Origin of the sequence: Flavobacterium sp., assembly GCF_044357305.1 — a bacterium.
Lineage (GTDB): Bacteria > Bacteroidota > Bacteroidia > Flavobacteriales > Flavobacteriaceae > Flavobacterium.
Map to the genome: position 1 here is coordinate 156332 of NZ_JBIKPS010000003.1, position 14171 is coordinate 170502.

General features: G+C 27.4%; 19 protein-coding genes. 15 read left to right on the forward strand and 4 right to left on the reverse strand.

Annotation, left to right across the window (positions count from 1 at the left end):
• Positions 1-442: 442 nt before the first annotated feature.
• The 8 genes from ACIQ2J_RS04085 to ACIQ2J_RS04120 all read left to right on the forward strand — a co-directional run bounded on the left by ACIQ2J_RS04085 (position 443) and on the right by ACIQ2J_RS04120 (position 5469).
• On the forward strand, positions 443-844 hold the full coding sequence (locus ACIQ2J_RS04085; RefSeq protein ID WP_396167020.1) for a hypothetical protein: 402 nt from the start codon (positions 443-445) through the stop codon (positions 842-844).
• Positions 845-866: 22 nt separating this feature from the next.
• A complete protein-coding gene (locus tag ACIQ2J_RS04090) occupies positions 867-1160 on the forward strand; it encodes a hypothetical protein (RefSeq protein WP_396167023.1) in 294 nt (97 codons plus the stop codon).
• A gap of 28 nt (positions 1161-1188) precedes the next feature.
• The gene (locus ACIQ2J_RS04095) at positions 1189-1887 is read left to right on the forward strand and encodes a hypothetical protein (protein ID WP_396167025.1); all 699 of its coding nucleotides are present in this window, start codon (positions 1189-1191) and stop codon (positions 1885-1887) included.
• 334 nt (positions 1888-2221) lie between these two features.
• The gene (locus tag ACIQ2J_RS04100) at positions 2222-3106 is read left to right on the forward strand and encodes a hypothetical protein (RefSeq protein ID WP_396167028.1); all 885 of its coding nucleotides are present in this window, start codon (positions 2222-2224) and stop codon (positions 3104-3106) included.
• Positions 3107-3206: 100 nt separating this feature from the next.
• A complete protein-coding gene (locus tag ACIQ2J_RS04105; RefSeq protein WP_396167031.1) occupies positions 3207-3344 on the forward strand; it encodes a hypothetical protein in 138 nt (45 codons plus the stop codon).
• A gap of 82 nt (positions 3345-3426) precedes the next feature.
• On the forward strand, positions 3427-3888 hold the full coding sequence (locus tag ACIQ2J_RS04110; protein WP_396167034.1) for a hypothetical protein: 462 nt from the start codon (positions 3427-3429) through the stop codon (positions 3886-3888).
• 201 nt (positions 3889-4089) lie between these two features.
• Positions 4090-4794, forward strand: a complete 705-nt coding sequence (locus ACIQ2J_RS04115; protein ID WP_396167036.1) for a hypothetical protein — start codon at positions 4090-4092, stop codon at positions 4792-4794.
• Between the two features lie 6 nt (positions 4795-4800).
• Positions 4801-5469 carry a hypothetical protein gene (locus ACIQ2J_RS04120; protein ID WP_396167038.1) on the forward strand — a complete coding sequence of 223 codons (669 nt, stop codon included), beginning with the start codon at positions 4801-4803 and terminating at the stop codon, positions 5467-5469.
• Positions 5470-5554: 85 nt separating this feature from the next.
• Here the strand turns inward: ACIQ2J_RS04120 and ACIQ2J_RS04125 are convergent, their stop codons facing one another.
• A complete protein-coding gene (locus ACIQ2J_RS04125; protein ID WP_396167040.1) occupies positions 5555-5749 on the reverse strand; it encodes a hypothetical protein in 195 nt (64 codons plus the stop codon).
• Positions 5750-5861: 112 nt separating this feature from the next.
• On the opposite strand from ACIQ2J_RS04125, the gene ACIQ2J_RS04130 reads away from it, so the two are divergent.
• Both ACIQ2J_RS04130 and ACIQ2J_RS04135 read left to right on the forward strand, forming a co-directional pair.
• A complete protein-coding gene (locus tag ACIQ2J_RS04130) occupies positions 5862-6740 on the forward strand; it encodes a hypothetical protein (protein ID WP_396167042.1) in 879 nt (292 codons plus the stop codon).
• Between the two features lie 14 nt (positions 6741-6754).
• Positions 6755-7072 carry a hypothetical protein gene (locus ACIQ2J_RS04135; protein WP_396167046.1) on the forward strand — a complete coding sequence of 106 codons (318 nt, stop codon included), beginning with the start codon at positions 6755-6757 and terminating at the stop codon, positions 7070-7072.
• 151 nt (positions 7073-7223) lie between these two features.
• Here ACIQ2J_RS04135 and ACIQ2J_RS04140 read toward each other — a convergent pair whose 3' ends face one another.
• The 3 genes from ACIQ2J_RS04140 to ACIQ2J_RS04150 all read right to left on the reverse strand — a co-directional run bounded on the left by ACIQ2J_RS04140 (position 7224) and on the right by ACIQ2J_RS04150 (position 9637).
• The gene (locus tag ACIQ2J_RS04140; RefSeq protein ID WP_396167048.1) at positions 7224-7883 is read right to left on the reverse strand and encodes a response regulator; all 660 of its coding nucleotides are present in this window, start codon (positions 7881-7883) and stop codon (positions 7224-7226) included.
• A 2-nt stretch (positions 7884-7885) separates the two neighbouring features.
• Positions 7886-8647 (reverse strand): sensor histidine kinase, encoded by a 762-nt coding sequence (locus ACIQ2J_RS04145; RefSeq protein ID WP_396167050.1) that lies wholly within the window; start codon positions 8645-8647, stop codon positions 7886-7888.
• 678 nt (positions 8648-9325) lie between these two features.
• Positions 9326-9637 carry a hypothetical protein gene (locus ACIQ2J_RS04150; RefSeq protein WP_396167052.1) on the reverse strand — a complete coding sequence of 104 codons (312 nt, stop codon included), beginning with the start codon at positions 9635-9637 and terminating at the stop codon, positions 9326-9328.
• Between the two features lie 212 nt (positions 9638-9849).
• On the opposite strand from ACIQ2J_RS04150, the gene ACIQ2J_RS04155 reads away from it, so the two are divergent.
• The 5 genes from ACIQ2J_RS04155 to ACIQ2J_RS04175 all read left to right on the forward strand — a co-directional run bounded on the left by ACIQ2J_RS04155 (position 9850) and on the right by ACIQ2J_RS04175 (position 14163).
• The gene (locus ACIQ2J_RS04155; RefSeq protein ID WP_396167054.1) at positions 9850-10560 is read left to right on the forward strand and encodes a DUF4339 domain-containing protein; all 711 of its coding nucleotides are present in this window, start codon (positions 9850-9852) and stop codon (positions 10558-10560) included.
• A 26-nt stretch (positions 10561-10586) separates the two neighbouring features.
• Positions 10587-10856, forward strand: coding sequence for a hypothetical protein (locus tag ACIQ2J_RS04160; protein ID WP_396167057.1), 270 nt, complete (start codon positions 10587-10589; stop codon positions 10854-10856).
• Between the two features lie 220 nt (positions 10857-11076).
• On the forward strand, positions 11077-11883 hold the full coding sequence (locus ACIQ2J_RS04165; RefSeq protein WP_396167059.1) for an adenylate/guanylate cyclase domain-containing protein: 807 nt from the start codon (positions 11077-11079) through the stop codon (positions 11881-11883).
• Positions 11884-12630: an adenylate/guanylate cyclase domain-containing protein gene (locus ACIQ2J_RS04170; RefSeq protein WP_396167063.1), complete on the forward strand. Its 747-nt coding sequence runs from the start codon at positions 11884-11886 to the stop codon at positions 12628-12630. It abuts the gene before it with no gap.
• Positions 12631-13314: 684 nt separating this feature from the next.
• Positions 13315-14163, forward strand: coding sequence for an RteC domain-containing protein (locus ACIQ2J_RS04175; RefSeq protein WP_396167065.1), 849 nt, complete (start codon positions 13315-13317; stop codon positions 14161-14163).
• Positions 14164-14171 lie beyond the last annotated feature (8 nt).

The window sequence follows — 14171 nt, forward strand, 5'->3', positions numbered from 1 at the left end:
TTATTAATACAATTTTTGTTATCAATTATGATTTCAATTATTTCTTATATTATCTGTAAAACGTATCTTTTTTAAAGTATAAAAGAGGTGATATGGAGTTTTAGAGTGTCTAAATTATCAAATAAATTTAATAATTAAAATAACAATTTTAATGCTGTTATTGCTCTTTGGAATGTATTATTTACTATACTTGCCTGTTGAACATCATATACTTTACATCATACTTTTTATTCCTTATGTAGGATTTGTAATAAATAAATTTAGAAAAATAAAAAAAAATAAAACCGTTATTTTATCCAAAAATCAAAAAATAACGACAGCCAACCTCTGTCGTTATTTTTAATACGATGCGCAGATTTGCAATCCAAGCCTGCCTAAAGCAAAATAAATAACCCCAAAACTAAACCACTAAGTAGTGGTTTAGTTTCTAAAAACAATAATCATGAAATTCAAAACATTTCTAGCAATAGCATTTCTATTGCCTATGATTTCTATTGCCCAATCCGATCTTCAAACTATTCTAAAAGGTGGAGAACTTTTACTAAGTGGATTATCTATTTTTAAAGTAGCCAAGTCGGATGCCAAGTCAGATAGCAAAATAATAGAAAGTGTTTGCGTAAAAAACAAACTTGTCGACAAAATCACTTTCAGGATATTGGGCAAAAACGAGGAAGGCGAAGAGATAAAAAAAGAACTCGTTGTCCAAAAAGACGGTAAAGAATGTCTCTTTATATTACCCAAAGGCATTTATACCTACGAAATTGTTCTCCCCAACAAAGAAATTTACAAAAAAGGCGAGTATAAATTTGATGATGATGTAGTAATCACTATAAAAGACAACTAATCGTATCAACATTATAAACAATATGAATTTTTATAATCTAAAAAAATTAAACTCCAACACGCTTATTATTGAAATAGAGGTTTCAAAACTCAGCAAGATTAAACAAAAAGAATTATTTGGAAAAGCATTTAATTCTATTAAAAACAACGAAGTATTAGAATTTGTTCAAAAAAAAGATTACATTTTTTCTGTTGATACTTTAATTTATTTAGGGTTAGATCTAGAATTTCGGTTGTTAGCAAAAGGTAAATATCCGTTGAAAATTAGTGATGGCATAATTCAAATAACAATTAAATTGTCGCAAGAAAAAAAATAAAAAAATTAAGATAAATTAAAAAAACATTATGAAATTAATAGATAAAATAGATTCATTAAATAGTGATGATATAAAGGTAGTATTTAAAGAATTGATAAAAGATTATTTTAGCCCAGCTTTTGGTTCAATATCAAAAAGAGATTTAGACATATTATTATTTATAAAACTTCAAAAGTTAAAGTTAATTTCTGAAAATCCGGAAATCTATGAATTGATTTCTGAGTTAAGGGTTACAAGAGCTAAAGCAAGAAGTTTACTTTATGAATCTAAGCTAAGACAATCAACAACTAAACAACTAGATGAAGAATTAATAGAAATTATAACTAATCCTATCTTCTTGAAAGATAATGATAAAATTGGATTAGAAATTGGAAATCCTTATTTGATAGATTATATAAAGGACAAACTAAAAAAATTAAATCATATTACAGACGGTTCATTTTCACCTGAATTAATTAAGCTTACTCCTGAAGCTTTTGTGGCTCTTTTTGAAAGTTATGTTCCCAATGAATCTAAATCCGAAATATTAAAAATATTAATATCTATTGGTGCAAATGAAGACACCAGTTTAAAAGGTGCTTTAAAAGGAATATTTAAAAAACTAGGATCTAAAATTGCTGATAAAGTTGGAGAAGAAATTGGCGAAAATATTGTTGACTATCTAAGTTTATTTTTTAAGACGGATAGGATGAATTTAATAAAAGAGAAATTTATAGGTATATTTTAAATTTTTATAATCTGAAATGAATAAGTATTTAAATTTAATTTAAAATATTTTAAGAAGGTCACAAAATTTATATCAAGGAAAAGTTTAAAAACAATTTAATTAAAAACAATTATGTAAAGTTTTTGATATTTATTATTTATGTAAATTTTAAATATTAATAATTATGGGTAATTTTAAAAAACCGACAGAATATTCACATTAATTGAACATTCTCCCTCGCATCAATTTTTATTCTTGGCTGACAATTTAATTCTCCGAAATCTAACACTAAATCAACCGATAAACTGTTATGTTGTATATTTTACTAACCCTTATTTGTAAAAACAAACAAACTATGATACAAGAAATATTTGATTTTTTTACTGGAATTACTAAAAATTCATGGAGGGATGTTGTTATAAGTTCAATGCTTATTCCTCTTGTATTTTACCTTTTTACAAAATTGTGTACATGGTTAAAATCAATACTGCCACTTAATTTGGTTTTAGCAGGGTTCCGAAAATCAAAGAAAGATATACTAATTTTCCTCTCACAATTATCAGCAGCTAGCAATCAATCACAGTTAACACCGAACCAATTATATGTGTGTCAATTTCCTCAACCTCAACCTCAAAATCAAACTTATTTAGAAAGCCGTCCATATCATAATATTGATCCATTATGGTCGCAAGCAGATGGACAATGTGCCGCTGAAGTATATAATTTATTAGGACAAATAAATAAGCATAAAGGATTTAGGATTGCTAACTTACAAAGAGATTGGACTGAACATTTTAGCCCGATTTTTTCTATAGGATTTAATCCTAAAACAAATGATTTAATGAATTATTGCTCACCAATTAATTTTCAATTAGGAACAAATTGTGACGAACTTTCAATTACAGGCCATAATTTAGTTTTAGGAGACACTTATCCTTCAGATGCTGGTATTTTGCAAAAAACATATATGAGTAACTCTAAATTACCTGTTTTTATTCTTGCAGGAATAGGAACTACAGGTACTGAGACTTCAGGAAAAGTATTGAACGAGAATTGCATTTCATTCGGCAAACTCTATGGTAGTCGATCGTTTTGTGTCTTATTCAAAACTGACATAACTAGAGGAAGTAATTATTATGAAATTATGGGAGTTTATCCAAAGCCAAAATTATATCGGGCTCTTTGGTATCCAATAACTTTTATAAAGTGGCATAATAAAAAAATATATCCTACAAATTAAACTCTATTATAATCGAATATTAAACATTTCACTTAATCCTATCTAATTAAAATACATTTCCCAACAATTATTCAAAATACTAACTAAACTACTCTCATCAATGTCAAAAAAAACAACAAGTGCTAAAGTAGCCTCAACAGCTTCAAAAGTACTCAAAGACTTAAGAACAAGTCCAGCAAGTAAATCTGTTGCTGGTAGTGCTTTATCGCAACGCGAAAAAAGCAATAAAAAAAAGTAGCAATATTTAGAGTGTTATTGATTTAGCACTCAAAATACTAATACAATAAAATACAAGAAATAATCATTTAAAATAATAAACTATGACAAACATTGAAAGAGCAAATAAAATTGAGGATATTAAAAATAAGTTAAACCCAATTGGACAAAAAAAAATCCTCTTAGAAACTAAATTAAAATTATTAAAAGAACAATATTTTAAAAATCAAAAAAGAGATTCAATAGAGGTTGTAAATAAAATTGAAAATGAATATATTTTACTTTTACCTCAGTTCGACGAACTTTATATTGAATTAAGGTCTTATCAAAAAAAATATTTAGTTCAATACACTGGTGAATTATCAGAACCAACAAGCAAAACTAATAATAGTCAATATTTAGAAGAATTATTTTTAAATACCGAATGTGATATCGATACATTTACAAATAATTGGGAAGGTTATATGGCAAATGAAGATGCCACTAAAGTAATTGAAGAAATACATTCATTTATTTATAAATGTCGCTTTACTAAATTTTCAATCGACAACATAAAATCATTATAGGAATATTATTTATTAAATAGCATACTGCTTTAAAAAGTACAATATTATATACAACTCTGAATTACTAAATTCTGTTTAAAAAAAACCCTTAAAAAGACCTTCTCCGGGTCTTTTTCATTTGAGAAAAATACGTATAAACACATATTTATTTTAAAATTTTAATGCAGTTAATTTGTAAATTAATTATAAAAATTTAGAAAAATGAAACATTCACAAAATTTAGTAAATCCTTGCGAGTACATTGGAGATTTACACAATCAAGGATTAGATTTCCTTGGAAAAAATTTATTATCATTTGAAAAAGTTCCTTTTAAAAATGAAATTTTAGTTAATATGGCTGTAGACTTTATTAGTAATTCAAATTACTTTGGAAATATATCTACTAGTAATATACAAATTGCTGGTTCATATGGCTTAAATTACTATTTTCTTGAAACATACCCAAATGATTTTACTCAAGAACAAAAAATCTACGCTGAAAAAGTTTTATCAATTTTTGACAATATTAAATTTCCATTTGATCAAATAGAAAGTTTAAATAAACAGATTGAAATTCAAGTTACAGAAGTTTTAAAATCTTCTTTAAATGAAGAAGAACAAATTCCAATTTTATCTAGTCTCGCTGTAGCAAAAAATAGCTTATACTATTGGAATGAACAGTATATAAACAAAAATAGTTATTGGTCAAAAATAAAAGATTTGCAATCTAATCAAAATAACAATCTTAGACTAGATTGGCCAGATATTGACTGGGGTAAAGTAATTAAAGCAGATATTAAAGGAGCTTTAGGTGGTTTTATAAAAAGCTTATTTTCTGGTGGTGGAGCTTTGGCAGGCGGAGTTACTGGCGGAATTTCAAGTTCAGCTGCGGAATTAATTGTACAAATATATGATTATTACAACTAAATTGATATGAAAAAGATTATAACCTTATTTTTAATTTCACTTTTTGGTTTTGCCCAAAATAAAGAAAATAATGATTTTAAATTTCAAATTTCAGTAATTCCAGCATTTTCAAATTTTAACTATAGCGGTATTAATAATTATTTAGAAGATAACAACCTGCCTATTGCTAATAATGGTTTAATATTTACTCCTAGTTTTTCTATACTGTATAAGCCATTTTCAGATGAAAGCTTATTTATGAACTTAGTAATCGGTATTAACAATTCAAAATCAAATAAAAATAATTTAGATTTAGAGCAAAATGTCATGCTAAGTGAATTAGGTATGGGTAAATATTTCATTAAAAAAAACCAAAAATATTTGTTCGCTGGAATAACAATTGGAAATGTTAATCAAAATATTGTCATTGTTAATCAAAATACATCTACCACGGCTGGAGTACAAAATATTGAAGGTGCATTAAAAATTAGTTCGAAAAAAAATCAATACATTTCTCTCAATACTGGATTCGATTGGGCTATTGATTCAAAAGAAGATGTATTAATTGGAATTAGATTAGCTTACAGAATTGGTATTAATGAAGATGATTGGTTAATTAATAACAAAAACTTAACTGAAATTTCTAAAACTAATGCAAATGGTTTTTCATTGGGTATTGCTATTAGTATGAGATAATTTATATTTAGAACAATTAAAAAAATAAAATTCTTTTCAACAATTAGTCCAAGTCTCAAATCACATATTCAAAATACTTACTAATTTAATCAATGGCAAAAAAAACAACAAGTGCTAAAGTAGCCTCAACAGCTTCAAAAGTTCTCAAAGACGTAAGAACAAGTGCATCAAGTAAATCTGTTGCGGGTAGTGCTTTATCGCAACGCGAAAAAAGCAATAAAAAGAAATAATTACTAAAAAAATCTACCACCAAAAAGACCTCTTCAAGGTCTTTTTTCATTTGAGTAAATTACGTAAAAACACGTATTTAGTTAACTAAAAATTTGATTTAATATTGAATATATTTTTAAAAAATAATAAAACCTATTTAAATTAACTTTAATCAATTAACTATGGCTTTAAAAAAAATTATTACCAAAACATTATTATTATTAGTTATTATTAATTCTAACTTTTGCTTTTCGCAGTGGATTTATAATGACACTAAAAATGGAATTAAAATAACCTATGATTACAAATTATTTGTAAAAGATAAAGATTCGTCAATTTCTGTTAGTTTGAAAATTGATGATAATATATCTGGTAAAACATTTAATTATAAAACTTTTGATCTAAATTCAAATAATGTTATTGACAGTTTAAAACTATCAAATTTATTAAAATCAAAATATTCAATAATTTTTAAAGAATATGGCAAACAATCTATATCAGAACATTCAAAATATTTATCTGATATGGTATTAAGTGTAAAAGATACAATTTCGCCTAAAAATCAACGTTCTTTTGTATATCAAGGAATATTTATGTTTCAATCTTTATTAAATGGTGCTAATAGAGATTTACAAAATAAAGGTGATGTAATTTTTTCAATAATGGGGAGCTATCCGGTTGCTTTGTCATCTTTTGTTTGTGCTGAAGAAGTAAAAATTAATATTGATAATTTTAAATCTTATCTAATTGAAAGAAAGACTTGGGATAAGGAAAATGAAGGAATAAATTACTATCTTGGAGCATTAGAAAATTACTCAGGAAATAAAAATATGTATGAAATAACAAATATTTTAATTTCATATTTTTCATCAAAAGCTGGGTGGCCCCAGGGTGGCCAGTGTGGATGTTGTGGTAATTATTCTGGTGGTTGTTTTTATTGGAACGCCGCATGTTTAGCACATGATATGGCGTGCCAAAGATGTCAACATTCTTGGTGCTTCAGTGGTTGTGTGGCAAGCAGCTGTAAAGGTAATACAATTGCATGGTATTGGTGGATTTAACAAAAGAAAAAACAATGAAAACAAAATTATTTTTTGCAGGAGCTTTTTATTTAATGAGTCTATTAAACATTATAGATTGGTATGTATTCTGGTATCAAAATGAAAATTTAGCCCTTAAAAGTTTTAAATTATTAAAAATAAAATATTTAGATAGATTCCCTAGAATAATAAGACCTTTATTTGAGTATAACCCTCAGCCCATTGCAATTATTCTTATTTTCTTGTTAAGTTTTTCGGCTTATGTATTTTTTAATGAAAAAAGAACTATTTATAAATTACTAGGTATTACATCATGTATTTTTGTATTACAATTTATATTTTCAATAATGTAAATTAATCAGTAAATATTTCGATATTAAAAAAGGAAGCATTTTTTGCTTCCTTTTTTAATAAATTTTAGTGAATTAATTAAAATCTAAATTATTTATGAAATTGTTTATTCAGTATATAAAGTATTGAATAAAATGCCATCATTATCTACTATTATGCGTCATCCAAAAAAATAAAATTCTTTTTCAAAGCATACAAAACAACGCCAATAAAATTCTTTGATTGGGTTTTTTCCATGATATGTTTACGATGTTTTTCAACCGTTCGGGTGCTAATGTTAAGAGCATCAGCAATTTCTTTACTGCATTTTTCTTGAGTAGCAAGTTGTATAATTTCTATTTCTCTTGGGGTCAAACGTACCGTTGCTGAATCTGAAAAAACAGGTCGCTTTTTCTTCCATAGCAAGGCTTCCCTAATAACCGAACTCAAAGCCATGTCAAAACAATAATCTTTATCCATTACATTTTGTATAGCGTTTTCAAGCATTTCAGGTGAGGTGTTTTTAGTAAAGTAACCATTCGCTCCCATCTCCATTACTTGATGTACCGCCTCTTTCGAAGTGAGTTGTGATAGTATTATAATCTTAAGAGAAGGATCAATTAATTTTGCCTGTTTGCACACATCATAACCATGCACTATAGGCATTTCTAAATCCAACAATAATACATCAATGTCATATTCCTCCAAGTATTTTAAAAAAGCCAAACCATCATGCGTATCATATACTACCGAAACACCTTCAAAGGAATCCAATAAAAGTGATAAACTTTTTCTAAACAGCTGATGATCATCAACTAAAGCTAATTTTGTCATAATTAATCAGATAAAGAAATAATGTAATGATTACCCTTTTCAATATTTTTTTGCTCAAATTGAGCAGCTATACTTTGCAAGCGTGATTGTATATTTTTAAGCCCTGTTCCTTTAGCGTATCTGTAAGCCGTCATAAAATCAAAAGGAATACCATCATCTATAAGCTCAAAACAATCACCCTTTTGGGTGTTACTCAACCGAGCAACGCAATAAGTAATAGAACCATGTTTTAGCATATTCGAAGTCAATTCCTGAACCACACGAAACAATTCATAAGAAATCTTATCAGAAACCAAATTATCCTCCAGATTTAAATCAATCTTAAAATCTTTCCCTGTTGAAGTACTCAATTGCTCAAAATAATCACGTAAAGCCAAATTAAATCCTAATGTTTCTAGCAAAGGAGGCATCAATTGATAAGAAATCAAACGCGTATTTTCAATAGCTTGTTCCAAAGAGGTCTTTATGGCTTCCAATAACTCCGGAGTATCTGTAGTTCGATTTTTTTTAGAAAACAGAAGGACATAATTTCTAATAGCATTCAAATCACTCTGTATAGCGTCATGCAAATCTTTAGCTATTCGTTTTCGTTCATTCTTCTCACTTTTCAAGGCAGTTTTCAATAACAACTCTGCTTCTTTCTTCTTAATTTTAGCCAAATGGCGTTGGTAAAACAAAACCATAAATAGTAAACATAATGCCAAAAAAAGCATCAAAAATGTTCCAATGAAAAATATTAATTTTATTTCGTTCTCGCTTTCCACAATCCAACAATTAAAAGTATTCGCAAAATAAGATTCAATATGATATTAACCACCCAGTATGATTGTAATGATAAAGCATCAAATTTGTATAAATAGTTACTAATTAAAAATAAAAAAAGAGTTCCAAAATAATATAATATGAAACCGGAAATAAAATAAAAAGTACTGTTTTCCAAAAGGTTTTCAATACTCGCATCAAGAATAAGCCTTCTAAACCAAATTATAGTAAAAAATAATATAAATAAAGTGGTAAATGTATTCAAATAAGAAGAGACAATAAAAAAATCTTTTATTATGAAATTTAAACTTAAATAAAAACAAAATCCTAAAAAAAGAAATAAGGTAAGTAAAAACAGTTTCAAAAATTGTTTTTGTAGAATTTCAAAGTAAAAATAATAGATACATAAAAAAGCTAAGATCTCGAAAAAAACAAACCAATAAGAAACATTCCATCCAAAAATAAGCGAACCAAAAAGTTCATATAAGCTTGATACAAATGTTAAGGTAATAAATGGAATAATAGGTTTTAGTTCTCTAACATTTTTGCTCCTAGCAATAAAATAGTAGAGTAAAGGAGTGATCCCAAAAATAATTACAAAATACAATAAAAACATAACAGCTATATAATAGAAAACCTATCTGTAAAAAGATAGGTTTTACTCAAAATTAATATTTTTTTTAAACTAATCCAACTTTAGGACACGCTGGAGGACAAATAACCATTCTATCATAAATAATACCATTTTTCAAGATATCCTCCTCCTCTTTGTTAACACCCACCAAAACCAAACTAATTTTTTGTACTTCTTCATCATAGCCATTATAAATACGAATACCTATACTTTCTTCTTGCTCCAATATTTTTTTTACATTATCACTTCCTATAAAAGACGATACTGTTTGTTTAGGAAATTTTTCTGCAAATAGGGCAATCATTTTCTTTGCCTCTTCTTCAGAAATAATACTACCTGTGGTTGGTTCTAAATTCATAATTGTTATGTTTTTTAAATTAATAAGTCAAAAATAACTAGTGTTTATATATATTAAAATACGTATTTATACGTATGTAAATATAACATTAATATAAATCATAAAACAAATCAATAGGAGTAATAACAAGTATAATAATACGTGTAAATACGGATTGTAAATGCAAACCATTCAAGGAAACTTTGTTTATTTAAAAAATAATGAATTAAGAAGTGAAAAAATACTACCTACACAACGGTCAAGAAAGCATCGGTCCATTTACCAAAGAACAACTTAAAGAACAAAAAATAACCAAAGAGACACCTGTCTGGTCAGATGAAATGACCGACTGGAAAAAAGCAGGAGAAATAGATGAGTTGAAAATAATTCTTCTATCCATGACTCCTCCCATATATAATTCCCCAAAAAACGAAATCGCAAAACCTCAAAAAAGAAGTTTCTTAAAATACTTCCTTATAGGGATCTTTTTAATTGCATTCGTAGCAATTGGAAGCACAATTATTTCAGAATACAGCACTGGTAATCAAGAAACAAGCATTCCATCAGACGATTCAATTCAAAGACAAACAAGAAACAACATTACAAGTTTAGTTCAAGTCACAACAAATCAATATTCAGTGAGCACTTTCGGAGGTATTTCCAATCTAGATGTAATCGTAACCAACAATACAAACAACACCATAGATCAAATCACAGTAGCAATAGACTACATAAAAGAAAATGGAGATATCTACACAACCGAATACCTAACCTTCAACAACATTCCTGCTAATCAAAACAAATCATTATCAGCACCCGACAGCAATAGAGGATTATCAGTAAACCTAACCAAACAAACCATTACAGCATCAGAATTAAATCTATGCTACAATAACAGTTTTACACCAGCAGTTGGTGACCCTGACCCATATAAATGTAATTAAAAAAAACGATTATTAAAACAGACCGTATGAATCCAATTTTACCAGATTTTTTATTCCCTGCAGTTGGCTATTTTGAAAATGATTTAATTAATATGCCTACAATATTTACAATTCTAGAATATAGAAATCAAGCAGAAACTTTATACACTGCATGGTTTCATGAGAACAATAGAAGGTCAATTACTGTGTTCAAGAACAATAATATGTGGTTTGAAAAAGAAATAAATATGGAAACTTTTAATTCTAAAGTAATTGGGCAAGCAATAGAAATATATAACCCCTATCCATGCAAATAAACAATACACCATGAATAAAACAATCCTCATCTCAGCAATTCTATTCCTAACAACTATAGGAGCCACAACATACTACACTGTAGGCAGAAAATGCACCGGTTCAAAAGACTGCACAGCTTGTAAAAATTGTAAGTACTGCAAACACTGTGCAAAAAATGGTCGGACTTGTGGGGTTTGTAAATAAAATAATCTATGGAACTTTTACCAAAATAAATTAATAATGAATATTAAAGAAAATCAATTACCCAAATATTTAAGAGATTGTATTAGTCAACAAATTGAAATTTATAATGTTGGTCAGTCAATTACAGTTTATAATGAAATTCCAGATACTTCAGAAATACCTTTAGAAAATCCAAACTATTGGCTTAGAATTCCTGATGTAATTTGTGTTTTTGTGGATATGATGGGTTCTACAAAATTAAGCGCCGTAAAACATGATAAAGGCACTGCAAGTGCTTATCAGTTATTCACCGGAACAGCAGTTAGAATTTTCCATGAACTAGAAGCTCCTTATATTGACGTTAGAGGGGATGGTGTATTTGCATTATTTAATTCCAATCAAGCATATCGTGCATTAGTTGCTGCTGTAACATTTAAAACATTTGCAAATCTTGAATTCACACCAAGAATAAAAAATATAACTACTGTTGATGTTGGTTGTCATATTGGTATAGACCAAAAGACAGTTTTAGTCAGAAAAATTGGTTTAAAGAAAAAAAATGGTAGGACAGACAGACAAAATGAAGTTTGGGCAGGGAAACCAGTTAATATGGCATCAAAACTTTCTTCAATGTCAAATGATAATCAACTGATAGTTTCAGATAGATATTTTAATAATATTTCTAATGAAAAGGCAAGAAAAAGTTGTGGTTGTCCAAATGGAAATAAAGAATTATTATGGAAAAAAATTGATTTGACAAATAATAAATTATTCGATTTTAATGAAGCTTATTCATTAGAAACTAATTGGTGTGAAACACATGGCGCTGAATATTTTGAAGAATTATTAAAACTTGACAAATAAATGAAAGTTACAACAAATTACGAATACAATTTTAATGATAGTTTAAACAGAATAGATGAAATATTAAACACAACTTCTACTTTTGAGGAATTAGAAGAAATTCCAAGTAGCGATAGATTAACATATGATAATGGTTTTTATTTGAATTGTTACGCCATTTTTATTGATATTAGGCAATCATCAAAATTACCAACAAAATATAATCGACCAACATTAGCGAAAATTTACAAAGCTTTTATTTCCGAGATTACCGCAATTTTTCAAAGTTATGAAGATTGTAAAGAAATTAATATAGTCGGTGATTCGGTTTGGGCAGTTTTTAATTCAAAAAAGAAAAATGACGTTTTAAATGTTTTTTCAGCAGCTTATACTTCTAATTCTTTAGTAAGAACATTAAATTATAAGATGTCTAAAAAAGGAATAGAACCAATAGAAATTGGAATAGGAATAGCAAAAGGCAGAGCATTAATGATTCAAGCTGGTTATAAAGGAAGTGGTATAAAAGATATAGTATGGATGGGTGATGTTGTAAATAAAGCTAGTAAAATGTGTTCTAAAGCAAATAAAATTGTATCTGAAAATCTTGTGATTACTGATTCAGTATTTATAGATTTAAACGGGTATGGAAATGGAAAAGATAATTATCAAAGTTTTTTTAAAAAAATTAATGATTTTTATGTCTCAGATATAATTAGAATTGATTTAGAAGATTGGTTAAATAAACAAATTAAATATTTTTTTGTATAGTATGAAAATTAAAAATCAAATAGCAAATAGTTTAAAAAGATATGATATAGTGAGTCATTGGATAAATAACTGTGATTCTAAAAGCTCCTTTTTATTAGGCTTTTACGGAGTAATACTAACACTTATATCTTCATCAAAATTGATAAATATTATGAAATCAGTTTTATTATTAAGGCCAAATTTAAATTGTATTGATATTTATTCTATTAAAAGTTTCTTTTCTTTATTAGTATTATTAGGCTTTGCTTTTTATACTATTAAGACTTTTTATTTTATTTACTACACTTTAAAGGCTCGTATAAATGCTGAAATATATTCACAAAATTCACTAAATACAAATTCGAATATATATTTTCTTACTATAGCAAAAAACAATTATGAAGATTTTTCAAAAAATATTAATACTGAAAATAAAAGTCAATTTTTAAATGATTTGAATTCTCAAATTTATATTAATTCATGCATTGCTACTTCCAAATTTATAAATTATAATAAAAGTTTAAATTCAACTTTTATTGGAATTATCTGTTTAATATTTTTTGTCCTTTTATCGTAATTATATTATAACCAAACTCTAATGTCTTCGGAGCATTGAACAAAACAATTTTAATAACCAGTTTGTACTTTTCACTTTGCAATTAGTACTTCAAACACCCAAAAACCAATACCTAAAACCCAATTTCTTTGAACCCAAAATACAGCATACTATTAAACAACCTCAACGAACAACTCAACTTCATTGATTTAGAAATAGACGATCAAATCAAGAAGTGTGAGCAAGCAATTACTATAATTCTAAAGTCCATAAACGAACTCAAAAAAGTCACAACCAAATCCAACTTCAAAACCGAAACTGAGGAAATTCAATTCTTTAAAGAAATCAAGCCACAATTCACCTCCAAACTAATCTACTTTAATAGAGTCTATAAAATAGAAATGAAAAAGCCAAATGGAGGCAATCGGGTACTCAAAAAGTACTACAACAACGAACTTCTTAAACTAAAAGCTTTTTTCGATAACGAATTAGAATTCTACCAATACTTCCGTTCTGGTAGCACCTACCTAGATTTCAAATACTTCTTCAGAGGAAAATTCGACATCAAATTAGTACTGGACTCTTATTATTTCGAAACAGACACCTCTTTTGCTACTTCACATGATTTTAAAGTAGCAACAATCCTAGCAAACGACCTTATTGAGTTATATATTGAAAACCAATTGATTATGTTGGAAAACAAAGAAAATACAGAAAAATCACAACGTAAACACAACGTAAAAATGACATGGACAGGCTCTAAAGTAGCCTTAGTAGAATTAATGTATGCGCTACATACTGAAGGAGTTTTTAATAATGGCGCAGCTGATTTAAAAGAAATAGCCGAATATTTCGAACACATTTTCGATATAGATTTAGGTCAATACCGCCGTGTATTCCTTGAAATCAGGGCTAGGAAGAGTGATAAAACAAAATTTATCACCACAATAAACGAGCAACTTTTAAAACGTATGGAAGACTCAGATGAGGTAATTTAAATAAAAAT